Genomic DNA, 22,196 nt, shown 5'->3' on the forward strand with positions numbered 1-22,196 from the left:
GTAAGGTTGCCAGCCTATCAAAGCTTGTTGCATCCCTCGGAGGTCGCATGTACTGGACGGAATTCCTCACCGTCGCCCTGATTCACCTGCTGGCCGTGGCCAGTCCCGGTCCGGACTTCGCCATCGTGGTGCGCGAGAGCGTGGCCCATGGTCGCCGTGCGGGTACCTGGACGGCGTTGGGGGTGGGCATGGGCATCTTCGTGCATGTGGCCTATTCGCTGCTGGGCATCGGCCTGATCGTGTCGCAGTCGATCATGCTGTTCAACGCGTTGAAATGGGCGGCTGCCGCCTATCTGCTGTACATCGGCATCAAGGCCTTGCGGGCCAAACCTGCAGACCCGGTGGCAGCAGAAGCCTCCCTCATGGCCGGCGAGCGCAGCCCGCGCGGCGCCTTCGTCACAGGCTTCGTCACCAACGGCTTGAATCCGAAGGCGACCCTGTTCTTCCTGTCGCTATTCACCGTGGTCATCAATCCACATACGCCGCTGACGGTGCAGGCTGGCTATGGCGTCTACCTGGCGTGCGCCACTGCCGCCTGGTTCAGCCTGGTGGCACTGCTGTTCAGCCACCGCCGCGTGCGCGCAGGCTTTGCCCGCATGGGCCACTGGTTCGACCGGCTGATGGGCGCGGTGCTGGTGGGGCTGGGGATCAAGCTGGCCTTTACTGAGCTGAAGTAAATCGTTGAGGGCGCGAACCTTCGGCTCGCTTGGCCCCTACAGGCAATGGTTCATTCCTTCTCCAGCGTGGCCAGCAACCCCAGGCTGGCCACGTACTCCCTCGGGTTCTTCCCCAGCAGGCGCCGGAACATGGCGCTGAAGGCACGGCCGCTGCCGTAACCAAGGTCAACGGCCACTTTCTGCACGCTCTGTCCCGACAGCAAGCGGGGCAGGGCCTCAGTCAGCCGCAACTGCTGGCGCCAGTCGTTGAAGCTCATGCCCAGTTCGCGGGCGAACAGCCGGGCCAGGGTGCGGCTACTGGCGCCTACCTCCAGTCCCCAATCTTCCAGTGTGCGGTCCTGCTCCGGCGCTTTCAGCAGTGCCAGACAGATGGCTCGCAGGCGTCGGTCCTCTGGCAATGGCAGGTGCAGGGGCATGTGCTCCAGGGCGGCGATTTCGTGGAGTAACAGCCGTTGCACCAGGGCCCTGTGCTCCTCGGCGTCCATCTCCTCCAGTTGAACGGCGCGCAGGATCAGTTCCCGCAGCAGCGGCGGGACCGCCAGCACGCAGCAGTCGTCGAGGGAGGCGGGAACGGCATCGGCGGCGATGAACAGGGTGCGCATCTGCACCTGTCCGGCCATGAATATCTGGTGCTCCACGCCCGGTGGAATCCACACCGCCTGGGTCGGAGGTATCACCCAGGCGCCGGCTGTCGTGACCAGGCGCATCAGGCCGCGTGCGGCGTAGAGGAATTGTGCTTCCTCGTGGCAGTGGCGTTCGACGTGGGCGCCGTCCTGATAGTCGCGCGCAACTGCGCTCAGGCGGTCGTGCTGGTGGAGTCTGATCAGCATGTCCGATTCGATGACTTCTGTGGCCGGTTGATTCTTAGTTGACAACCTAGCATGGCGCTTCCAACAACCAAACGTTCGCTGCCATGAATCGACCTCGAACCGTTATCCGCTTCATCAACGCCGCCCATGTAATTGACCACATGTTCATGCTCATCTTCCCCGCTGCCGTGCTTGGCATGGGGCGCGACTTCGGTCTTGCCTATGGCGAGCTGATCGGACTATCGCTCGGCGGCTTCATCGCCTTCGGTGCGTGCTCACTACCCGCCGGCTGGCTGGGTGACCGCTGGAGCCGGCGCCAGATGATGTTGCTGTTCTTCCTGGGGATCGGTGCCTCGGCCATCTTCACTGGCCTCTGCACCTCGATTCCGGCCCTGGTAGCGGGGCTTACCCTGGTCGGGGTGTTCGCCGCCATCTACCACCCGGTGGGTACGGCAATGCTGGTGGCCCATGCGGAGAATCGCGGGCGGGAAATCGGCATTAATGGCATGTGGGGCAATCTCGGGGTGGCCTTTGCCGCGCTGCTCACTGGCTATCTCACCGCGCAGTTCGGCTGGCGCGCAGCCTTCATCCTGCCTGGCGTCGTGGCAGTGCTGCTGGGCTTCTGGTTCGCCTGGTGCGTGCGCGAGGAAGCGCCCACTTCCGCGGCGGCCGGCGCCCGACGCGGAGGCCTCGCGGCTGGAGTATCGATGCCGCTCGTATTCGGCGTGCTGGCGTTGGTGACTGCGACCGGCGGTGTGGTGTTCAACGCCTCCACCGTGACCTATCCCAAACTGTTCCAGGAGCGCCTGCATGACCTCTTCGTCGCCCCGGAAGCTCTCGGCCTGGTGGTGAGCCTGGCCTACGCCTTTGGCGCGGTGGCCCAGTTGCTGATCGGTCGGGTGATCGATCGTGTCAGCCTCAAGGTGCCCTTCGTGCTGCTGACCTTCTGCCAAGCGCCCTTGCTGCTGGCGATGGCCTGGGCCGACGGCTGGGTGGTGATCGCCCTGGGGGCGGCCTTCATGTTCGTAGTGTTCGGCCAGGTAACGGTGAACGACTCGATGGTTGCCAACTTCGTCGCACCTCGTTGGCAGGCGCGGGTCTTCGCGCTGCGCTACTTCGTTTCATTCGGTGCCAGCGCGGCGGCGATTCCGATGATCGCCTTCATTGAGCCGAGGCAGGGGCTTGTGGGGTTGTATCTGGTGCTGGTGGGGTTTGCGGTGCTGACATTCGCAGCGGCACTGGTGTTTCCGAGGACACCGGCGCATGTGGCGGTGGTGGCTTGAGGATAGAAAAGGCGCGTTCGGATCAGTGCGCCGGGAACACACAAAAAAAGGCGCGACCAAAGTCGCGCCTTTCTCTTCCCCGCAGTAGCCCTTACAGCAGTTCGATCGCCACTGCAGTCGCTTCACCGCCACCGATGCACAGCGAAGCCACGCCGCGCTTGCCGCCCTTGTTACGCAGGGCGTTGATCAGGGTGATGATGATGCGCGAACCGGTGGAGCCAACCGGGTGACCCTGGGCGCAGGCGCCGCCGTAGACGTTGACCTTGGCGTGGTCCAGGCCGTGTTCGCGCATGGCCAGCATGGTCACCATGGCGAAGGCTTCGTTGATCTCGAACAGGTCGACATCGTCTTTGTTCCAGCCGGTTTTCTTGAACAGGTTGGACATGGCGCCGATGGGGGCCAGGGTGAATTCGCTCGGGTCCTGGCTCTGGGTGGCGTGGCCGACGATCTTCGCTAGCGGCTTGAGACCGCGGCGGGCCGCTTCTTCGGCGGTCATCATGACCAAGGCACTGGCGCCGTCGGAAATGGAGCTGGCGTTGGCAGCGGTGATGGTGCCGTCTTTCTTGAAGGCGGGCTTCAGGCCGGGAATCTTGTCCAGGTTGGCGGTCAGCGGCTGCTCGTCGTCCTTGACCACCACCTCACCCTTACGGGTGGTCACGGTCACCGGGACGATCTCGGCGGCCAGGGAACCGTCGGCGATGGCGGCCTGGGCGCGCTTCAGGGATTCAATGGCGTAGGCGTCCATCTCTTCACGGGTCACGCTGTACCGGTCGGCGGTTTCCTGGGCGAAGGAGCCCATCAGGCGACCGGTGCGGGCGTCTTCCAGGCCGTCGAGGAACATGTGGTCCTTGATTTCGCCATGACCCATGCGCAGGCCGGTGCGGGCCTTTTCCAGCACGTAGGGGGCGTTGGACATGCTTTCCATGCCGCCAGCCACCATCACCGAGTTGCTGCCGGCCTTGAGCAGGTCGTGGGCCAGCATCACGGCCTTCATGCCGGAGCCGCAGAGCTTGTTGATGGTGGTGCAGCCGGTGGTGGCGGGCAGGCCGGCGTTCAAGGCGGCCTGGCGGGCCGGGCCCTGCTTGAGGCCGGCGGGCAGCACGTTGCCCATGATCACTTCCTGCACGTCGGCCGGCTGGATACCGGCCCGGCTGACGGCCTCGCGTATGGCCAGCGCTCCAAGGTCCACGGCGGAAACGCCGGACAGGCTGCCCTGGAAGCCGCCCATGGGTGTACGGGCGCCACTGACGATAACGATATCGGACATCTCGAACCTACCTCTGTGGATAACGGGCCGCGACCGGCCGGGGCCCTGGATTCTATCTGGTGACCGAAAGTCGAAAAAGAGTCACTCATCAAATCACTCTTTTGACTGATTTGCGTCTCGCCGATGGGGCCTAAAGTCGAGATCAACAATAAAGTCCCCAACCTCACCAGGTGCGTCTCATGCTCCAGACCCGCGTCATCAAGCCCGCCGAAAACGCCTACGTCTACCCCCTGCTGATCAAGCGCCTGCTGATGTCCGGCAGCCGATACGAAAAGACTCGCGAGATCGTTTACCGCGACCGCATTCGCTACAGCTACGCCACCTTCAACGAGCGCGTCGCGCGTCTGGCCAACGTGCTCACCGAAGCGGGTGTGAAGGCGGGTGATACCGTCGCGGTGATGGATTGGGACAGCCACCGTTACCTGGAGTGCATGTTCGCTATCCCGATGATCGGTGCCGTGCTGCACACCATCAATATCCGCCTCTCGCCGGACCAGATCCTCTACACCATGAACCATGCTGAAGACCGCTTCGTGCTGGTCAACAGCGAGTTCCTGCCGATCTACCAGGCCATCGGCAGCCAACTGACCACGGTGAAGAAAACCCTGCTGCTCACCGACGGTACGGATCACAACGTCGACCTGCCGAACCTGGTCGGCGAGTACGAGACCCTGCTGGCGGCGGCCAGCCCGGCGTATGACTTCCCAGACTTCGACGAAGACTCCGTCGCCACCACCTTCTATACCACTGGCACCACCGGTAATCCCAAGGGCGTCTACTTCACCCACCGCCAGCTGGTGCTGCACACCCTGTCCATGGCCGCCACCATCGGTGCGCTGGACAGCATCCGACTGATGGGCACCGATGACGTCTACATGCCCATCACCCCGATGTTCCACGTTCACGCCTGGGGTGTGCCCTATGTAGCAACCATGCTCGGGGTGAAGCAGGTCTACCCCGGCCGTTACGAGCCGGACATGCTTTGCCGCCTGATGCGCGAAGAGAAGGTCACCTTCTCCCACTGCGTGCCAACCATCCTGCAGATGGTGATGAATGCCCCGACCGCCCAGGGATATGACTTCGGCGGCCTGAAGATGATCATCGGTGGCAGCGCGCTGAACCGCGCCCTGTACGACGCGGCCAAGGCCCGTGGTATCCAGCTCACCGCTGCCTACGGCATGTCCGAGACCTGCCCGCTGATCTCGGTGGCGCACCTCAACGAAGAGCTGCTGGCCGGCAGCGAGGATGAGCGCACCACCTACCGCATCAAGGCCGGCGTGCCGGTGCCGCTGGTCGAGGCGGCCATCATGGACGCCGATGGGCAGTTCCAGCCGATTGATGGCGAGTCCCAGGGCGAGCTGGTGCTGCGCGCGCCCTGGCTGACCTACGGCTACTTCAACGAGCCGGAGAAGAGCGAGGAGCTCTGGGAGCGTGGCTGGCTGCATACCGGGGACGTGGCCACGCTGGACGGGATGGGGTTCATCGAGATCCGCGACCGCATCAAGGATGTCATCAAGACCGGCGGCGAGTGGATATCCTCACTGGAACTGGAAGACTTGATCAGTCGTCACCCGGCGGTACGCGAAGTGGCCGTGGTGGGCGTTCCCGATCCGCAGTGGGGCGAACGTCCCTTTGCCCTGGTGGTGGTTCGTGACAATCAGCCCCTGGATGCCAAGGCGCTGAAGGAACATCTCAAGCCCTTTGTCGAGCAAGGTCACATCAATAAGTGGGCTATTCCCAGCCAGATCGCGCTTGTTACTGAAATTCCCAAGACCAGCGTGGGCAAGCTGGACAAGAAACGCATTCGTGTCGACATCGCTCAATGGCAGGCCGCCGGCAGCACTTTCCTCTCCGCTCTCTAAGCAGCACGGGCCGCGCCCTCTAGGGTGCGGCCCGGCAACCAAGCAAACGCTTGGCTTGTTAATTGCTGCGTTCTGAAAATTACTGGCTATCTTTCCTACCGAAGGATCGGACTAATCCGTCGGAAGGTGCGGGCCAGAGTGTCTGGGGGTTCCAAATCACACTTTCGAGGGATCAAGCGCTAATACCCGCTGGCTATAGTCCGCAACCATCAATAACAAAAAACACATGGAGTAGCGTCGATGACAACAACCACAACGTTCTGGCGCCTGGCAAAGCTGCCACTGGCCGTCAGCCTTGCTTCCACAATCGCTGCACCGGCATTCGGCGTGACGTTCAATATGGGTGAAATCGAAGGTCAGTTCGACTCTTCGCTGTCCGTGGGGGCCAGCTGGTCGATGCGAGGGGCCGATCCGGACCTGATCGGCGTGAACAACGGTGGGGACGGCCTGTCCCAGACTTCCGACGACTCCCACCTGAACTTCAAGAAGGGCGAAACCTTCTCGAAGATCTTCAAGGGCATCCATGACCTCGAACTGAAGTACGGCGACACCGGCGTCTTCGTTCGTGGCAAGTACTGGTACGACTTCGAGCTGAAGGACGAGAGCCGTCTGTTCAAGGACATCGACGACCACAACCGCAAGGAAGGCGCACAGTCTTCCGGCGCAGAACTGCTCGATGCCTTCGTCTACCACAACTACAACATCGCTGACCTGCCGGGCAGCGTGCGCCTGGGCAAGCAGGTGGTGAGCTGGGGTGAGAGCACCTTCATCGGCAACTCCATCAACTCCGTCAACCCGATCGACGTGTCCGCGTTCCGTCGTCCGGGTGCCGAGATCAAGGAAGGCCTGATCCCGGTCAACATGTTCTATGTGTCCCAGAGCCTGACCGACAACCTGTCCGCCGAGGCGTTCTACCAGCTGGAGTGGGACCAGACCATCGTCGACAACTGCGGCACCTTCTTTGCCCAGCCAGACGTGATCGCCGATGGCTGCGACCAGAACCTGACCGTACTGCGCACCCAGCAAGGGGTGCGCAATGCCCTGCAACTTGCCGGGCTGCCTGCCGCCGCGCGCAACAACATCATCAATACCCTGCAAGCTCGTGGCGTGCAGTGGGGCAACCCGGACGAAGGCGCGATCGTCAAGCGCGGCGCGGACCGCGATGCCCGTGATGATGGCCAGTGGGGTACCGCGTTCCGCTACTTCGCCGAGGAGCTGGATACCGAGTTCGGCCTGTACTTCATGAACTATCACAGCCGCAACCCGTACTTCAGCGGCCGTGGCGCCCCTGCAGCGTCCTACTCTCCGACCGCCTTGGGTGGTGCCTTGGGTGGCGCGCTGGCAGGCACCATCCCCGGTGCTTTGATTCCGGGCACGGTCAATGCCCTGGTCCCTCAACTGCTGCCGCTGGTGGTTGCCGGCAACAGCGAGTATTACGTCGAGTACCCGGAAGACATCCGCCTCTACGGCCTGAGCTTCTCCACCACCCTGCCCACCGGTACCGCCTGGAGCGGTGAGATCAGCTACCGTCCAAACCTGCCGGTGCAACTGAACACCACCGACATCCTGTTCTCCGGCCTGAGCCCGCTGAACCCCAACGTGTCGGTACTGACCGGCCGCCCGAACACCGACCAACCGGGTTATCGCCGCAAGGAAGTCACCCAGTTCCAGACCACCTTCACTCACTTCTTTGACCAAGTCATGGGCGCCAGCCGTCTGACCTTGGTAGGCGAAGTTGGCGTGGTTCATACCGGGGGCCTGGAAAGCACCACCGAAGCCCGTTACGGCCGCGACCCGGTATACGGTCCTGGCCCGCTGCCGGCCGGCCAGTGCCGTGCGCTCAACCTGGGCACTCTGGGTAGCGCTACTGCGGAAAACCTGACCAAGTACTGCGAAGACGACGGATTCGTCACCAGCACCGCTTGGGGATATCGCGCTCGCGCGGTCTGGGACTACAACGACGTGTTCGCTGGCGTGAACCTGAAACCGAGCATTGCCTGGTCCCATGACGTCGATGGTTACGGCCCGAACGGTGTGTTCAGCGAAGGCAACAAGGCCGTGAGCCTGGGCCTGGATGCCGAGTACCAGAACACCTATACCGCTAGCCTGGCCTACACCGACTTCTTCGGCGGCACGTACAACACCTCGATCGATCGCGATTTCCTCGCGCTCAGCTTCGGCGTGAACTTCTAAGCGGACTGCAAAATTGAGGAAGACGATGAAAATGAAAACAACAAAGAGTCTGCTGCAAACTGGCGTGCTGGCGCTGTCCATGCTGGCCACCGGTGTCATGGCTGCGGTATCGGCCGACGAAGCGGCCAAGCTGGGGTCCACCCTGACCCCGCTGGGCGCCGAGAAGGCCGGCAATGCTGACGGTTCCATTCCCGAGTGGACCGGCGGCCTGCCGAAGAATGCCGGCACCGTTGATGCCAAGGGCTTCCTGTCCGACCCGTTCGCCAGTGAGCAGCCGCTGTTCACCATCACTGCGCAGAACGTCGACCAGTACAAGGACAAGCTGACCCCTGGCCAGTTGGCGATGTTCAAGCGCTACCCCGACACCTACAAGATGCCGGTGTTCAAGACCCATCGTTCGGCCACCGTCCCGGCCAGCGTGCTCGAGGCCACCCAGTACAACGCCACCAACACCAAACTGGTGGAAGGCGGCAACGGCCTGGAAAACTTCCGTACCGCCAACCCCTTCCCGATTCCGAAGGATGGCCTGGAGGCGATCTGGAACCACATCACCCGTTATCGTGGCGGTAGCGTGCGCCGTCTGGTGACCCAGGCGACCCCGCAACCGAACGGCTCCTACAGCCTGGTGTACTTCCAGGACGAGTTCACCTTCCGCGACAAGCTGAAGGACTACGATGCGAGCAAGCCGAGCAACGTGCTGTTCTACTTCAAGCAGCGTGTGACTGCGCCGTCCCGCCTGGCCGGTAACGTGCTGCTGGTGCACGAAACCCTCAACCAGGTGAAGGAGCCGCGCCTGGCCTGGCTCTATAACGCTGGCCAGCGCCGCGTACGCCGTGCGCCGCAGGTGTCCTACGATGGTCCGGGCACCGCTGCCGACGGCCTGCGTACTTCCGACAACTTCGACATGTACAACGGTGCGCCGGACCGTTACGACTGGAAGCTGGAAGGCAAGAAGGAGATCTACATCCCCTACAACAGCTACAAGCTGGATGATCCGAAGCTGAAGTACAGCGACATCGTCAAGGCCGGCCACATCAACCAGGACCTGACCCGTTACGAGCTGCACCGCGTATGGCACGTGGTGGCGACCCTGAAGCAGGGCGAGCGCCATATCTACGCCAAGCGTGACTTCTACATCGACGAAGACACCTGGCAAGCCGCTGCCATCGACCACTACGACGGCCGTGGCACCCTGTGGCGCGTGGCTGAGGCCCATTCCCAGTACTACTACAACCATCAGGTACCGTGGTACACGCTGGAAAGTCTCTACGACCTGCTGTCCGGCCGTTACCTGGCGCTGGGTATGAAGAACGAGGAGAAACAGTCCTACGACTTCAGCTACACCGCTGGCGAAAGCGACTACACCCCGGCGGCCCTGCGTCAGGCGGGCGTTCGCTGATCCCCTGCAACACCTTGTAGCGAAGCCGGCCTCCGGGCCGGCTTTTTCTTGTCTGTACTTCCTTCCCGCCGGGGCTTCTATTGGGTCCCCTGAACCGCTAGGCTCGTTCAGGTTCGCGCCCCTGTACGCACAACATTCCTAGAAGCTGGGTGATGACCGTCCTGACCAGTTCGCGATCCATGACACCGACCGCTGCTCCCGTGGCAGATGCGCGCTTCTTTCGCCCGCCGCGCCCTGCCGGCCATGTCCCGCGTCCGCGCCTGTGCGAGCGCCTTGCCGCTGGCCTCGACGGCCGCCTGCTGATGCTCAGCGCGCCGGCTGGCTTCGGCAAAAGCTCCCTGGCCATCGAGTTCTGCGAAAGCCTGCCGCCCGGCTGGCGAAGCCTCTGGCTCAGCCTGAGCCGGCGTGACAGCGATCCGGGGCGCTTCCTCGAACGTCTGCTGGACGGCCTTCGCCAGTTCTACCCGGGGCTGGGTGATGAAGCCATGGGCCATCTGAAAATGCGCCAGCGCCACCAGCCCTTCGCCTTCGAGCAGTGGCTGGATGGCCTGCTCGACGAAGTGGCCGAACACCTGGATGCCAACCAGCCGCTGTTGCTGGTGCTGGACGACTATCACCTGGCACAGAACGCGGTGCTCGACCGCTGCCTGCAATTCCTCCTCAACCACCTGCCCGACGGTTGGGTGCTGCTGGTCACCAGTCGCCAGCGCCCGGATTGGCACCTGGCCCGGCTGCGCCTGTCGAGGCACCTGCTGGAGCTGAACGAGCAAGACCTGCGCCTGACTGAAGACGAGTGCCTGGCGCTGTTGAGCAGCCAGGGTGCGAAGCTCGAAGGCGACGACCTGGACGGTTTGCTCCAACGTAGCGAAGGCTGGGTCGCCGGCCTGCGCCTGTGGCTGCTTGCAGGCCAGGAAGCCCCTGCCAGCACTGAGGTGGAGCGGACCACCCATGGTGACGAAAGCCTGATCCGTGAATACCTGCTGGAGGAAGTCATCGAGCGCCAGCCGCCCGAAGTCCAGGCCTTCCTCTTTGAAACCGCCCGCTTCGAGCGTTTCTGCGCCGAACTCTGCGATGCCGTGCGCGAAAGCCACGACAGCGCCGCCATCCTCCGTTACCTGCAGGCCCACCAGGTGTTCCTGGTTCCCCTAGACGAACAAGGCCAGTGGTTCCGCTATCACCACCTGTTCTCCGACCTGCTGCGCAGCCGCGGCACCACGAGCCTGGCGCCGTCCGGCATGCACTTGCGCGCCTGTCGCTGGTTCAGCGCGCGCGGCTTGCTGGATGAGGCGGTGGAGCAGGCCTTGCGTGCCGGCCAGCCCGATGTGGCGGCCTCGCTGGTGCAGAACCTGTCTGAAGAACAGCTGCTGGCCAACCAGAACATCGCCATGCTGCTGCGCTGGAAGATGGACCTCCCCGACAGCCTGCTGTCCAGCACGCCTCGCCTGATCGTGCTCTACAGCCTGGCCCTGGGCCTGGCCTGCCAACTGGACGCAGCGGAAGAGCTGGCGAGCAACCTTGCGCGCTTCCTCCCGGCACCAGACGCCGTGCAACAGCGCAGCCTGCTGGTGCAGTGGCAGGCCATCAGCGGCCTGATCGCCCGTGGCCGCGGCGACATCGAACGTGCCGAACATTTCTGCACCGAAGCCCTGAGCGCGTTGCTGGCCGAGAACTACGGCCAGCGCCACTTGTGCCTGTCCTTGCTGGGCAATATCGCCCTGGTGCGCGGCGATCTCTGGCGCGCCCGTGGCCTCAACCGAGAAGCCCTGGAATTGGCCCAGCGAGGGGCCAACCCGCTATTCGAGGCGCTGGTTCATTACGACCGCGCGCGAGTGCTACAGGTGCGCGGCGAAACGCTGCGCGCCCAGGCTGAAGTGCAGAGCGGCCTGGAACGCCTGCGTGGCGTGGAGGTGCCCAGGGCCTGCGTGGCGCGCGCGCGGCTGATGCTTTATCAGGGTTTCCTGCTCTGCATGCGCATGCAGAACCAGGCTGCGCGCGTCAGCCTGCAGGCGGGTATTGCCGAAGCCCGTGCCTGCCGCGACATCAGCCTGTTGATCGGGCACTGTGCCCTGGCCGCGCTGGAAGGCCGCGAGGGCCGCTTCGCCGCCGCTTTCGCCCAACTCGCCGAAGCTGAACGGTTGATGCACATCTGGGACGTGCCGCCGGTCTACTACCTGGCCATGATCACCCTGTCCAAATGCGAGCTGTGGTTGGCCCAGGGGCAGTTGGAACTGGCTGAAGCCTGGTTGCCGCGTCTGGCGGAAACCTATGCCGGCGAGGGGGCTGCCGCCGCCCCCGAGTTCCATCCGCTGCTGCCGCTTTGCATCGAGCAGCAAACAGCCGCGTTGGCCCGCGCCCAAGGCCGCACGGCAGACGCCGAAGCGCTTCTGCGCGGTCTGCTGGAAAAGACCGAACGCCAGGGCGTGATGCATGTAGCGCTGGCCGCTCGACTGCAGCTGGCGAGCCTGCTGCGCTCGGGTCGTGAGCGGGAGGCCATCGCCCTGCTGGATCGCGCGCTGGAGTCCTTGCCGGGCGGTGCACTGCTGCCCTATCGGGAGCTCCTCGAGCAGCACCCGCAGTGGCTGCGTGAACAGCTGGCTACCCGTTCACCGGACGACGTACGCGACTTGCTCGACCTGCTGCCGGGTGTCGAGGCCGTGTTGCCGGTGGATGTCGGAACCGCCGAGGCGTTAAGTTCACGGGAGTTGGCGGTGCTGCAACTGATTGCCCAGGGCTGCTCGAACCAGGAAATCAGCGAGCGCCTCTTCATTTCGCTGCACACGGTGAAAAGCCACGCCCGCCACATCAACAGCAAGCTGGGTGTGGAGCGACGTACCCAAGCAGTGGCGCGGGCCAAGTCTCTCGGTTTACTGCGCTGAGGCAGCGGGCGGTGCCGAAAGATCCAGCGCCGGTTTGGCTGGCTTGGGCACCACGGGCCTGGACAATTGGGTGTCCACATCCTGCTGAATGCTGACCAGTACGGGCAGCAGATCGGCCATGTTGCCGCGTACCTCACTGTATGGGTGTTTCTCGGCCAGATCGGCGACTCGCGCCAGCAGTTGACCGCGCACCTCCGCCGGCAAGTGCACGAAGAGTTCCGGCAACTGTTTGCCCAGTTCGGCGCTGTAAAGCACCAGATCCTCGCGGTTGAACTGGCGCGTCAGGCCCAGATAGTCCAGCGCGCTGGACGTCAGCATGGCGGCCGCCGCCTTGGTTTCTTGCAGCCCCTGCAGGCGAATCGGGCTGCTCTGCTCCTTCTCCGAAAGCGTCATCCAGAACTCCACCGTAAGGGTGAAGAGGATGGCCTGCTGGCGCAGGGAATAGGTCATCAGGCCCAGTGCTTCGGCGCCGTAAGGCTGCTGCGCGGCCTTGAAGTCGAAATACAGGCGCATCAGTTCCTTGAGCTGGAAGAGCACCTCGCGCGCCTCGTTCTGCCGCAACTCCAGCGGTGCGTAGATGTTCAACTGCGGCTTGAAGTTTTCCTCGCTGACCATGCGCGTGTAGATGGGCCCGGTGAACTCGCCGCTGCGCCGGGGCAGTGCGTTCACCTGAGTGGTGTCGATCGTCTGCAGCGCCAGGATCAACTGATGGTACTCGGCGCTGGCCCAGGGGCGCTGGATGTCCGGGATCTTCTGCCCCAGGTAGAAAAGCTCGGCGGCCGGTGCGCGCAGGGCGAGAACCAGCAAAAGGATGGCCAGCGGCCAGAGCAGGGGGCGTGTTAGCGTCATCAGTCAGGACAATCCTGCGGGGGAGGGCCGGCCAAGAGTAACGAGGCCGCGCTGTGCCGTCACCCGCGCCTTGGTTGGGGAAGCAGGCTGATGGAAACGAGCGAGCAGGGTGCCGTACGCGCAGTGTTCGAGGACCTGGGGGGCTTCAACGCTGTGCGCCAGCAGGGCGAGGGTGAAGGGCTGCTCGTAGGTCACCTGCTGCGCGCCAATATCCAGCTGGCGGCCATTCCGGTCTTTGCCCGCAAGGGCATCGCCGAGACCACGGTGAATGACCTGCTGGATGCCGCGCGGGTTTCTCGCCGGACCTTCTACAAGTACTTCGCCAACAAGATGGATGTGCTGGAAAGCATCTACCGCACGGCGGTGGTCCTGCTGCTGGCGCGCTTTCGCGAGATGCAGGACGACGCCGGCAGCGCCGAGGCCTGGCTACGTGGCATGGTGGCGCGTTTCTTCGACTACCACCTGGCCGTGGGCCCCATCATCCGCCTGATGCAGGAAGAAGCCCTGCGCGCCGACTCCCCGCTCGCCAGTCATCGCCAGCGTGCCCATGAAGAAATGGGGCGCTTGCTCGCCGAGCGCCTGCACGGTGAAGGTGACGAACGCGATCCGCTGACCTATCGGGCGCTGATCTGGGCCATGGAAGCGGCGTCTCTCGAGCTGCTGACCGGCGCTGCGACCGCGATTGAGATCGAGCGGGCCAAGACGGTGCTGGGGGACCTGTTGATCGCTGCACTGCGGCCGCGCGCTGCCTAGCGAGCAGACACATCCTAGGTTGGGCGCGGTTGGCGCGGACGCATGCTGTGATAGGCCCTCGATAACAACAATCACGAGGTGCCCCGCATGTCCGCATCCAGCTTGCCGCTGTCGCCGCCGCTTGCCGCCGGCTTCGCCCGCCTGGGCTTCGGCTCACTGCCGCTCGACCGCCTGAAGGCGCGCTACGCCAGCGCCGATAGCGGTTCGCGCTTCATCGAGCTGGATGGCTTCAACGTCCACTACCGTGATGAGGGCAGCCGCGACAAACCGGCCCTGGTCATGATCCACGGCGTGGTGGCGTCCCTGCACACCTGGGATGGCTGGGTGGAGGCCTTTGCCCCGCACTACCGCATCATCCGCTTCGACGTACCGGGCTTCGGCCTCACCGGGCCCAAGCGCAATGGTGAGTATTCCGCTGAGCGCATGATCGGCATCCTCGGCTTGCTGCTGGACTACCTGGGGGTGGCCAAGGCGTCCATTGTCGGCAATTCCCTGGGCGGCTACATCGCCTGGAACTTCGCTCTGACCCAGCCGCAGCGGGTCGAGAAACTCGTGCTGATCGATCCGGCCGGCTACCCGATGCGCAAGGTGCCCTGGATGATCGCCTCCGCAGCACTGCCCGGCGCCACCCTGGCCATGCCGCTGTGGATGCCGAGGGCGCTGATCGCCCAGGGCATCAAGGAGGTCTACGGCGAACCGGGCCGGATCAAACCCGGCGTGGTGGACCGCTACTACGACCTGTCGCGCCGCCCGGGCAATCGTCGGGCGATGATGGACATCTTCCGCGTGCTGCTGAAGGTCAACGGCACGGAGCTGGAGCACAGCGGCCAGCGAGTCGCGCAAATCAAGGCACCGACCCTGCTGATGTGGGGCGAGAAGGATCGCTGGATATCGCCAAAGCACGTACCGCTCTGGCAGCGCGATCTGCCGGGCATCCAGGTGAAGACCTATCCGGGGGTAGGGCATATCCCGATGGAGGAGATTCCGCAGCAGAGTGCGGCGGACGCGATGCGGTTCTTGCTGGGCTGAGATCGGCGCAGGCTCCGATCCGGCATGGACAGCCCCTCTCCCTCTGGGAGAGGGCTGGAGTGAGGGAAGCAGCCACCACTCCGAGCACAAAAGAAAACGGCCCCCGAGGGGCGAGCCGTTTGGTGAATCTGTTGAAAATTTTAGGTGGATAGTCTTGGAAGAGGCTATCCACCTCATCTTTTCAGGAGCTGGTCTAGGGAAGAAATCTTCCCCAGGCCAGCAATTGGTCAAGTTAAGACGTCACGATTAGCAGATCATCTGGTGGCGAAGAAGCTGGTAGATGTTTGTTCAGCGGTATATGTCTCGGCGGTTGCCAAGCTGGACGACCAGGATGCGTAGCGCACCGTCCTGAATGTCGCAAATCAAGCGGAAATCCCCAATGCGATAACGCCACAAGCCACCCAGTGGGCCGGTGAGAGCTTTTCCGGTACTTCGAGGGTCAGCCCTGTCGGCGACCCGCTCATCCAAGAAATCAAGAATACGTTTGGCTGTCTGCTTGTCGAGCTTACGTAACTGAGTTCTGGCTGTGTCGGTGTACTCAATCGTCCAGACCAAGGTCTTTCCTCACGTCCGCCGCCGAATGGACTGATTCCTGACCTTTGCGTACACGCTCAAGAACGTCGGCTGCGAGGTAGTAGTCCTCCATATCGGTTAGGCCGTGGTCGATGATTTCCCGGAGGTAATATGCCTTGGTGCGCCCGGTGCTAGCCGCCAAGAATTCGAGCCGCTGTTCGGTTTCAGGGGAAAGTCGAATTGAAGTAGCCATTTCAGGGCCTCATTGCGATGCGTGTATTCACTGTATCACGGGTGGGCAATTCCGGTGCAGAGGCTGCTGGATACCCGGCGGGCGACGCTGAAATGCGCGCTCAAAGGGCAGCAAGGCCGACCATGCGCCTCAGATTGGACAAAGGCCCGGTGAAGTACGAGGACATCCCCTACTTCACTGGGCCTTAGGATTTCAACAGATTAAACAAGCGGCCCCGAGGGGCTGTTCTCGTCAATCACGAAAACCTCAAGCCGCGCTCGCCTGCGGCACATCGAACTCTTCCCGCGTCCTGTACAGCAGATCCAGATTGTCGTGCTGCCACGGGTGAAAACCCTTCTTGAAGAAGTCCAGGTAGGTGCGCACCAGTGGCCGGAAGATGCCGTTGCGGCCCCACATCCAGCTCAGACCGTCGCGCCAGACACGCCAGTTCCACAAGAGGCCGTCGCGCTTGAGCATGTGGGCCAGGCCGCGAGTGGTGTCGAGCATGAAGAAGAAGGTGCCCATCACCATCGCCCGGCGCAGCAGGCGGTGGCTGCCGCAGACCTGGTTGTACACGTCGAAGGCCACTGCCTTGTGCTCGGTTTCTTCCAGCGCATGCCAGCGCCACAGGCGTGCCATGGTCGGGTGGGCACCGGCCATGTAATCGGGGTTCTTCAACAGACCGTCGGCCATGATCGCGGTGATGTGTTCCAGGGCGGCCGTAGCGGCCAACTGGCGGCGGGCGGAGAACTTCTTCTGGGTGTAGCGGATGCGCGCCTGGGCACGGCGTTCGATGGTGCCGATGTCATAGCCCAGCTCGCGCAGGCGGTTGCTGTATTCCAGGTGCTCACGGCTGTGATGGCCTTCCTGGCCGATGAAGCCGCGGATCTGCTCCTTCAGTACCGGGTCGTCGATCTGGTCGCGGAACTGGCGCACCGAGTCGATGAAGAAACGTTCGCCGTCGGGGAAGAGCACCGACATCGCGTCGAACAGGTGGCTCTTGAAGGCATCGCCGCTGTGCCAGTGGCGGGGCAGCGGGCTGGGCAAATCGAAATCCATGTGGCGCGGACGGATAACCAATCCTTCGGGTGTGGTGCTGGCCATGGGGGCTCCTTGAGTCTGTTTGGACCATGGTCCCACTATCGGCTTGCCGGGTTTTGTCGGACAAGGTTATCTTCTGCCAACCTTCGGGTCATATCCGGCCACAACCAGAACACGATGCCAATATGAAGCAACCGCTGACTTTCTCCGCCGAATTGGTCCCCGTCGCCTATGCCGAAGCCTTGCTCGGCCTGGCCGAGGAATTGGGTGTGGCCCGCGAGGCTTTGTTCGCCAGCGCCAGGGTGCGGCCGGAGCTGCTCGGCAACCCGAATGGCCGGTTGTCCTTCCTCGATTTCAACCAGCTTGCCGGCGCGGCCTTGCACCTGTGTCGCGAACCGGCCCTGGGGCTGATTCTGGGCCAGCGGTTGAACGTCTCCACTCACGGGATTCTCGGTTATGCGGTGCTCTCCAGCGCGAACCTGGGCCGTGCTCTGCAGTTTGCGCTGAAGTACTACCGGGTATTGGGGCTCGCCTACGAGCTGGAACTGGTGGAGCAGGGCGACTGCCTGCAACTGCGTGCCATCGAATCCTTCCCGATGGGACCCTTGGGGCGATTCGCCGGTGAGGGACTGCTAGCCAGTGTCTTCAGCATCGCGCGCTTTCTGGTGGGTGAGGAACTGCGTGGCCAGCAGGTGGGCTTCGCCCATTCGGCACCGGCTTACGCGGCGCGCTACGCGGAGGTGTTCGGCGTCTCGGCGCATTTCGAGCAACCCTGCCACTGGCTGAGCCTGCCCAAGAGTTACCTGGAACGATCCATGGCCCTGGCCAATCCGGCCACGGTGCAGATGTGCCAGCAGCAATGCGAAGCCCTGCTGGCCACCCTGGACGTGCAGGACGCGCTGCTGACTCGCGTGCGCCGCCTGCTGATGGCGCGCCCCGGTGATTTCCCCGACCTCGACGGCGCCGCCCGCGCCCTGCACACCAGTGGGCGCAGCCTGCGCCGTCACCTTTCGGCAATGGGCACGAGTTATCAACAGGTGTTGGACGAGGTGCGCAAGAGCCTGGCCTTGCAGTACCTGGGCACCACCCATCTGCCGTTGTTCGAAATCGCCAACCTGTTGGGCTTCAGTGACCCCTCCAACTTCCGCCGTGCCTTCCGCAAGTGGACGGGCAAGCTGCCGAGTGACTATCGCGCAGGGCCATGAGACCCGGTTGCCTGGCCGGTCTGTCTCCATGGAGGATGGCGGCGCCATGGCGCGCACCGGGTTCAGATGATCGGGTGGAACATCAGCCACACATAGAGGCCGGAAACCAGGAACTGCGCCAGCGTGATAGGCACGCCGTAGCGGCTGAAGCGGGCAAAGCTCACGCGCTCCCCCTCGCTGGCACAGATGCCCACCGCCACTATGTTGGCCGAGGCACCGATCAGCGTCGCGTTGCCGCCCAGTGTGGCGCCGAACATCATCGCGATGAATACCGGGATAGTCGAACCAGGCCAGTCGCTGAACGTAGCAGCCAGGGCGATCTCCGGCACGATTCCCGCGGCCACCAGATAGCCTTTGGTCATGATCAGCGAGGCGGCAACCACGGGGATGTTGGCCAGCAGGCTGGACAGCAAGCCGATCCCGACCATGAGGCTCAGGGCGACCACCAGGAGGTTCGTACCGAACCACTCTTCCAGCTTGATTGAGAGCCCCTGCAGCAGCCCCGTTGCGGTGAATGCCTCCACCAGGCAGAAGATTGCGCCAAGGAACAGCAGGGTCTTCCAGTCGATGGCGCGCAGAAGTTCGTCCACCGGCTCCACGTGCGAGGAAAAGATCACCAGCAGGGCCAGGCTCGCGGCGATGATGGCTACTGCCGGCGGTACGATGGGGCGGGGCAGCAGTTCGCCGAACAGGAACAGCGCGATCATCAACGCCAACACGGCCAGGGTCATGACCACGAACCACGGTTTATCGATGGGCGGCAACGGCTCGGGTTCCGGCAGGTCTACCTGTGCGCGCCAGATCTGCGGCATCAGCCAGGGCAGCAGCGGGATGATCACCAGGACGGCGAGCAGACCAGCCAGGCTGACCTTCTGCAGATATTGGACGAAGCTCATGCCGATCGAGCTGCCCACCAGGAAGGTCGCCGGGTCGCCGACCAGGGTTAACATGCCGGCCGAGTTGCTGACGATAGCCGTGAGCACCAGCGGCGCGACGATGTCCACCTTCAAGGCCCGAGCCACGCGCACGATCACGGGGGCGAGCAGGATCACCGTCGTGGCGTTGGGCAGCAGCGCGCAGACTGGCGCCACCATGAGGATCAGCAGCAGCAGGAAGCGCTTGCCGCTGCCGCCGGTCGCGCGCAGGAACATCACGCCGAGACGTTCAAATAGCCCGGTGCGGGCCAGTACGCGTGCGACCACCATGCCGCCGAACAACAGCGACAAGGGCCCGCCGGCCGTGCGCATCGCGGCGATCAGACTGCTGCTGCCGAGAATGCCAAGGGCCAGCAGCATGCCGACGCCGAGCAGCGCGGCGACCGCCATGTCGATCAGGTCGAAGGCAATCGCCAGGACCACCAGGGCGAAAATGCTCAGTGTCAGGTAGATCTGCAGGTCGCTCATTCGGCTTTCCCGGCTCAGTCTATTGGCGGCGCATACAAGAGCCCGCCGTCGCGCCAGAGGCGGTTCGGGCCGCGTTCGATCGCCAGCTGGCTTCGACTGCCGAGGTGTCGCTCGTAAAGCTCTGCGTAATTGCCGACTGCGCGCACGGCACGCATCGCCCAGTCCGGCTGCACGTCCAGCGCTTTCGCCAGACGCAGGTCCTCGCCACGCAGCAGACGTCCATGCGGTCCCCGCATTTTGCGGACGCGGGCTTCGACATTGGCCTGCGTCAAGTCGTACGCCTCGGCGAGAACCAGGGCGTGGAGTACCCAGCGCACCACCGAGGCCCACTGCTCATCGCCCTGGGCAACTACCGGACCAATCGGCTCCCTGGAGATGCGCTCGGGCAGAATCACGAAATCGTCCGGCTTGCCGGGAGCCAGCAGACGCACGGCGGCTAATTGGGCGGAATCCGAAGTGAGGGCGCGGCACTTGCCGGCGAACAGGGCCTGCGCCGCGCCGCTCGCGGAGTCGATTTCCTGTAAGCGCAGCTTCAGGTCCTGGTCGCGTATCAAGTCGGCCAGGTTCTGCTGGTGGGTCGTGTCCTTCTCGACGCACACTTCCCCTTCGCGTAGCTCGGCCAGGTGCTCGATGCCCGAAGCCCTGGGGACCATGAACGCCTGGCCGTCATAGAAAAGCACGGCGGGAAATGTCACCTGCAGCAGCGCCTCACGGGTCAGTGTCCAGGTCGTGTTCCGTGCCAGCAGGTCGATGCGCCTTGCCTGCAGGGCCGGGAAGCGGGTAGAGGCCTTGAGCGGCACGAATTCGACCTGTTCTCCATTGCCCAGTACTGCCGCTGCCACTGCCCGACAGAAGTCGGCCTCCAGTCCGACCCAGCGGCCCGTGGCGTCACGCGCGGAAAATCCGGCGATGCCTTCACTGACACCGCAGCGCAACTGACCACGATTGTGGATGCTCGCGAGGGTTTCGCCGGCCAGGGGCGCCAGACCCTGAACCGCCAGGAGTACCAGCGCTGCAAGCAACCGTGTCAGGCGCATCAGGCTGAACTCCCAGGTTCGAGTGGCGATACTTTCACTCTAGTTGAGGCACCGGGCTGTCAGGCCGTCCAGTGGCCGCCGCAGATTGACGGCCAAGGCGGGGGAGCACGCGGTCAGGAAGGTCGCCATTTCCGATTTCGGTGTGACAGAATTCCGTTCTTTATCGAACAGGGGCGCCCATGGAAGCCGCAAAACCTGCACTAATACGCGAAACCTTCCCGGTCGGCCCGTTGCAGTGCAACTGCACGCTGATCGGCGACCCGGTCAGCAAGAAGGCCATAGTCGTGGACCCGGGCGGCAACCCTGAGTTGATCCTGGCTCGCCTGGAAGCCCATGGCCTGAAGCTGGTCAGCATCATCCACACCCATGCTCATCTCGATCACTTTCTCGCCTCCGGAGAGTTGAAGAAGGCGACCGGTGCCACCCTGCATCTGCACAAGGAAGACCAGTTCCTCTGGGACAACCTGGAAATGCAGTGCCGCATGTTCGGTGTGCCCTACAAGCCGGTGCCGGCGCCCGACCAGTGGCTGGCCGATGACGAGGAACTGGCCTGCGGTTGCGGTGTGGCGCTGCACACCCCGGGGCATACACCCGGCTCCATGAGTTTCTGGTTCCCCGAGGCCAAGCTGCTGATCGCCGGGGATACCCTGTTCCGCCGTGGCATCGGCCGGACTGACCTCTGGGGCGGCGACTACAACACCATCGAGCGGTCCATCAAGCAGCGCCTCTACAGCCTGGACGAGGAGGCCACCGTGGTCACCGGCCACGGCCCCGACACCCGTCTCGGTGACGAGATGCGGGAAAATCCGTTCGTACGAGCTTGAGCCACGGAATTTCTATAAACCTCGATGCTCTAATGGCCCGCAGCCATATCGGCTTTGAGAATTCTCAGGAGTAAAAGTCCATGTTCACCCCGTGTCGTCTGATCATCGCCGCTACCGCTTTCGCCATGCTGGCGGGTTGTGCTCAGAATCCTTACAACCAACAGGGTGAGGTCCAGGCTCCCGCCGAGGGCGGCATGAGCAAGACTGCCAAGTACGGTGCCCTGGGTGCCCTGGCCGGTGCCGTAGCGGGTGCTGCGATCAACCATGACAACCGTGGCAAGGGTGCGCTGATCGGCGCTGCCGTGGCTGGCGCCGCCAGCGCAGGCTACGGCTATTACGTCGACAAGCAGGAAGCGGAGCTGCGTCGGAGCATGGAAGGCACCGGCGTGCAGGTACAGCGCCAGGGCGACAACATCAACCTGATCATGCCCGGCAACATCACCTTCGCCACCAACTCGGCGGACATCGCCAGCAACTTCTATTCCCCGCTGAATAACCTGGCGACTTCGTTCAAGCAGTACGACCAGAACAACATCGAGGTGGTTGGCCACACCGACAGCACCGGCAGCCACCAATACAACATGAACCTGTCGCAACTGCGCGCCCAGAGCGTGGCCAATTACCTGACGGCTCAGGGCGTCAATGGCACCCGCGTGACTTCCCGTGGCATGGGCCCGGACCTGCCGGTCGCCAGCAACGCCAACGAGGCGGGCCGTTCGCAGAACCGCCGCGTGGAGATCAAGCTGACCCCCATCCCCGGCGCCCAGGCTCCGCAGCAATACTGATACCGCTCCACCGCCACGAGGCCCGCTGTTGCGGGCCTCGTCGTTTCTGCCGCTCGTCGTGCAATTACTGGCTCAACGCCCGCTCCCACTTTCCTGTCTAGACTGCGATGCAGGGTTCCACTGGGCCCCGCCTGAATCGTTCGCCCGCGTACCCAGAGA

At 63.5% G+C, this 22,196-nt stretch carries 19 protein-coding genes; 11 read left to right on the forward strand and 8 right to left on the reverse strand.

Going from position 1 to position 22,196, the window contains the following annotated elements; translation table 11 throughout:
- The first annotated feature begins 47 nt into the window (after window positions 1-47).
- Window positions 48-677, forward strand: coding sequence for a LysE family translocator (locus G559_RS0120040; RefSeq protein WP_028629958.1), 630 nt, complete (start codon window positions 48-50; stop codon window positions 675-677).
- A gap of 50 nt (window positions 678-727) precedes the next feature.
- On the opposite strand, the gene G559_RS0120045 is transcribed toward G559_RS0120040, so the two are convergent.
- Entirely contained in the window at window positions 728-1,507 is a 780-nt protein-coding gene (locus G559_RS0120045; protein ID WP_028629959.1) for an AraC family transcriptional regulator, read from the reverse strand.
- 83 nt (window positions 1,508-1,590) lie between these two features.
- Between G559_RS0120045 and G559_RS0120050 the strand changes: the two genes are divergently transcribed.
- On the forward strand, window positions 1,591-2,769 hold the full coding sequence (locus G559_RS0120050; protein ID WP_028629960.1) for an MFS transporter: 1,179 nt from the start codon (window positions 1,591-1,593) through the stop codon (window positions 2,767-2,769).
- Window positions 2,770-2,860: 91 nt separating this feature from the next.
- On the opposite strand, the gene G559_RS0120055 is transcribed toward G559_RS0120050, so the two are convergent.
- On the reverse strand, window positions 2,861-4,036 hold the full coding sequence (locus G559_RS0120055; RefSeq protein WP_028629961.1) for a thiolase family protein: 1,176 nt from the start codon (window positions 4,034-4,036) through the stop codon (window positions 2,861-2,863).
- A 179-nt stretch (window positions 4,037-4,215) separates the two neighbouring features.
- Here G559_RS0120055 and G559_RS0120060 point away from each other — a divergent pair, with 179 nt between their 5' ends.
- The 4 genes from G559_RS0120060 to G559_RS0120075 all read left to right on the forward strand — a co-directional run bounded on the left by G559_RS0120060 (window position 4,216) and on the right by G559_RS0120075 (window position 12,366).
- On the forward strand, window positions 4,216-5,898 hold the full coding sequence (locus G559_RS0120060) for a fatty acid--CoA ligase (protein ID WP_028629962.1): 1,683 nt from the start codon (window positions 4,216-4,218) through the stop codon (window positions 5,896-5,898).
- 240 nt (window positions 5,899-6,138) lie between these two features.
- The gene (locus tag G559_RS0120065) at window positions 6,139-8,091 is read left to right on the forward strand and encodes a DUF1302 domain-containing protein (RefSeq protein ID WP_028629963.1); all 1,953 of its coding nucleotides are present in this window, start codon (window positions 6,139-6,141) and stop codon (window positions 8,089-8,091) included.
- A 31-nt stretch (window positions 8,092-8,122) separates the two neighbouring features.
- Window positions 8,123-9,490 (forward strand): DUF1329 domain-containing protein, encoded by a 1,368-nt coding sequence (locus tag G559_RS0120070; RefSeq protein WP_028629964.1) that lies wholly within the window; start codon window positions 8,123-8,125, stop codon window positions 9,488-9,490.
- A 152-nt stretch (window positions 9,491-9,642) separates the two neighbouring features.
- Window positions 9,643-12,366, forward strand: a complete 2,724-nt coding sequence (locus G559_RS0120075; RefSeq protein ID WP_028629965.1) for a LuxR C-terminal-related transcriptional regulator — start codon at window positions 9,643-9,645, stop codon at window positions 12,364-12,366.
- On the opposite strand, the gene G559_RS0120080 is transcribed toward G559_RS0120075, so the two are convergent.
- Entirely contained in the window at window positions 12,355-13,218 is an 864-nt protein-coding gene (locus tag G559_RS0120080) for a hypothetical protein (RefSeq protein ID WP_028629966.1), read from the reverse strand. The two genes, G559_RS0120075 and G559_RS0120080, sit on opposite strands and share 12 nt — an antisense overlap.
- Before the next feature lie 87 nt (window positions 13,219-13,305).
- Here G559_RS0120080 and G559_RS0120085 point away from each other — a divergent pair, with 87 nt between their 5' ends.
- Together G559_RS0120085 and G559_RS0120090 are read left to right on the forward strand one after the other, a co-directional pair.
- Window positions 13,306-13,968, forward strand: coding sequence for a TetR/AcrR family transcriptional regulator (locus G559_RS0120085; protein ID WP_028629967.1), 663 nt, complete (start codon window positions 13,306-13,308; stop codon window positions 13,966-13,968).
- Window positions 13,969-14,055: 87 nt separating this feature from the next.
- Window positions 14,056-14,997, forward strand: a complete 942-nt coding sequence (locus G559_RS0120090) for an alpha/beta fold hydrolase (RefSeq protein WP_028629968.1) — start codon at window positions 14,056-14,058, stop codon at window positions 14,995-14,997.
- 288 nt (window positions 14,998-15,285) lie between these two features.
- Here G559_RS0120090 and G559_RS0120095 read toward each other — a convergent pair whose 3' ends face one another.
- From G559_RS0120095 to G559_RS0120105, 3 genes are all read right to left on the reverse strand, one after another.
- Window positions 15,286-15,552, reverse strand: coding sequence for a type II toxin-antitoxin system RelE family toxin (locus G559_RS0120095; protein ID WP_028629969.1), 267 nt, complete (start codon window positions 15,550-15,552; stop codon window positions 15,286-15,288).
- A complete protein-coding gene (gene relB, locus G559_RS0120100) occupies window positions 15,536-15,763 on the reverse strand; it encodes a type II toxin-antitoxin system RelB family antitoxin (protein WP_028629970.1) in 228 nt (75 codons plus the stop codon). Before relB ends, G559_RS0120095 begins: the two co-directional genes overlap by 17 nt.
- 246 nt (window positions 15,764-16,009) lie before the next feature.
- The gene (locus G559_RS0120105) at window positions 16,010-16,846 is read right to left on the reverse strand and encodes a metal-dependent hydrolase (RefSeq protein WP_028629971.1); all 837 of its coding nucleotides are present in this window, start codon (window positions 16,844-16,846) and stop codon (window positions 16,010-16,012) included.
- Window positions 16,847-16,968: 122 nt separating this feature from the next.
- Between G559_RS0120105 and G559_RS0120110 the strand changes: the two genes are divergently transcribed.
- Window positions 16,969-17,988 (forward strand): AraC family transcriptional regulator, encoded by a 1,020-nt coding sequence (locus G559_RS0120110; RefSeq protein ID WP_028629972.1) that lies wholly within the window; start codon window positions 16,969-16,971, stop codon window positions 17,986-17,988.
- Window positions 17,989-18,050: 62 nt separating this feature from the next.
- On the opposite strand, the gene G559_RS0120115 is transcribed toward G559_RS0120110, so the two are convergent.
- Entirely contained in the window at window positions 18,051-19,391 is a 1,341-nt protein-coding gene (locus G559_RS0120115) for an ArsB/NhaD family transporter (protein WP_028629973.1), read from the reverse strand.
- A 14-nt stretch (window positions 19,392-19,405) separates the two neighbouring features.
- Window positions 19,406-20,428 (reverse strand): amino acid ABC transporter substrate-binding protein, encoded by a 1,023-nt coding sequence (locus tag G559_RS0120120; protein ID WP_036997603.1) that lies wholly within the window; start codon window positions 20,426-20,428, stop codon window positions 19,406-19,408.
- 179 nt (window positions 20,429-20,607) lie between these two features.
- Here G559_RS0120120 and G559_RS0120125 point away from each other — a divergent pair, with 179 nt between their 5' ends.
- Complete coding sequence (locus G559_RS0120125) at window positions 20,608-21,252, forward strand: MBL fold metallo-hydrolase (RefSeq protein WP_028629975.1); 645 nt, start codon at window positions 20,608-20,610, stop codon at window positions 21,250-21,252.
- An 80-nt stretch (window positions 21,253-21,332) separates the two neighbouring features.
- The gene (locus G559_RS0120130; RefSeq protein ID WP_028629976.1) at window positions 21,333-22,037 is read left to right on the forward strand and encodes an OmpA family protein; all 705 of its coding nucleotides are present in this window, start codon (window positions 21,333-21,335) and stop codon (window positions 22,035-22,037) included.
- The last annotated feature ends 159 nt before the right edge of the window (window positions 22,038-22,196 follow it).

The organism is Metapseudomonas resinovorans DSM 21078 (genome assembly GCF_000423545.1).
Taxonomy (GTDB): domain Bacteria; phylum Pseudomonadota; class Gammaproteobacteria; order Pseudomonadales; family Pseudomonadaceae; genus Metapseudomonas; species Metapseudomonas resinovorans.

What these genes read in the sequence shown, in the direction of transcription:
- G559_RS0120040 (WP_028629958.1), top strand. Translation starts at nt 48, where the DNA reads ATGTACTGGACGGAATTCCTCACCGTCGCCCTGATTCACCTGCTGGCC.
- G559_RS0120045 (WP_028629959.1), bottom strand. Translation starts at nt 1,507, where the DNA reads ATGCTGATCAGACTCCACCAGCACGACCGCCTGAGCGCAGTTGCGCGC.
- G559_RS0120050 (WP_028629960.1), top strand. Translation starts at nt 1,591, where the DNA reads ATGAATCGACCTCGAACCGTTATCCGCTTCATCAACGCCGCCCATGTA.
- G559_RS0120055 (WP_028629961.1), bottom strand. Translation starts at nt 4,036, where the DNA reads ATGTCCGATATCGTTATCGTCAGTGGCGCCCGTACACCCATGGGCGGC.
- G559_RS0120060 (WP_028629962.1), top strand. Translation starts at nt 4,216, where the DNA reads ATGCTCCAGACCCGCGTCATCAAGCCCGCCGAAAACGCCTACGTCTAC.
- G559_RS0120065 (WP_028629963.1), top strand. Translation starts at nt 6,139, where the DNA reads ATGACAACAACCACAACGTTCTGGCGCCTGGCAAAGCTGCCACTGGCC.
- G559_RS0120070 (WP_028629964.1), top strand. Translation starts at nt 8,123, where the DNA reads ATGAAAACAACAAAGAGTCTGCTGCAAACTGGCGTGCTGGCGCTGTCC.
- G559_RS0120075 (WP_028629965.1), top strand. Translation starts at nt 9,643, where the DNA reads ATGACCGTCCTGACCAGTTCGCGATCCATGACACCGACCGCTGCTCCC.
- G559_RS0120085 (WP_028629967.1), top strand. Translation starts at nt 13,306, where the DNA reads ATGGAAACGAGCGAGCAGGGTGCCGTACGCGCAGTGTTCGAGGACCTG.
- G559_RS0120090 (WP_028629968.1), top strand. Translation starts at nt 14,056, where the DNA reads ATGTCCGCATCCAGCTTGCCGCTGTCGCCGCCGCTTGCCGCCGGCTTC.
- relB (WP_028629970.1), bottom strand. Translation starts at nt 15,763, where the DNA reads ATGGCTACTTCAATTCGACTTTCCCCTGAAACCGAACAGCGGCTCGAA.
- G559_RS0120105 (WP_028629971.1), bottom strand. Translation starts at nt 16,846, where the DNA reads ATGGCCAGCACCACACCCGAAGGATTGGTTATCCGTCCGCGCCACATG.
- G559_RS0120110 (WP_028629972.1), top strand. Translation starts at nt 16,969, where the DNA reads ATGAAGCAACCGCTGACTTTCTCCGCCGAATTGGTCCCCGTCGCCTAT.
- G559_RS0120115 (WP_028629973.1), bottom strand. Translation starts at nt 19,391, where the DNA reads ATGAGCGACCTGCAGATCTACCTGACACTGAGCATTTTCGCCCTGGTG.
- G559_RS0120120 (WP_036997603.1), bottom strand. Translation starts at nt 20,428, where the DNA reads ATGCGCCTGACACGGTTGCTTGCAGCGCTGGTACTCCTGGCGGTTCAG.
- G559_RS0120125 (WP_028629975.1), top strand. Translation starts at nt 20,608, where the DNA reads ATGGAAGCCGCAAAACCTGCACTAATACGCGAAACCTTCCCGGTCGGC.
- G559_RS0120130 (WP_028629976.1), top strand. Translation starts at nt 21,333, where the DNA reads ATGTTCACCCCGTGTCGTCTGATCATCGCCGCTACCGCTTTCGCCATG.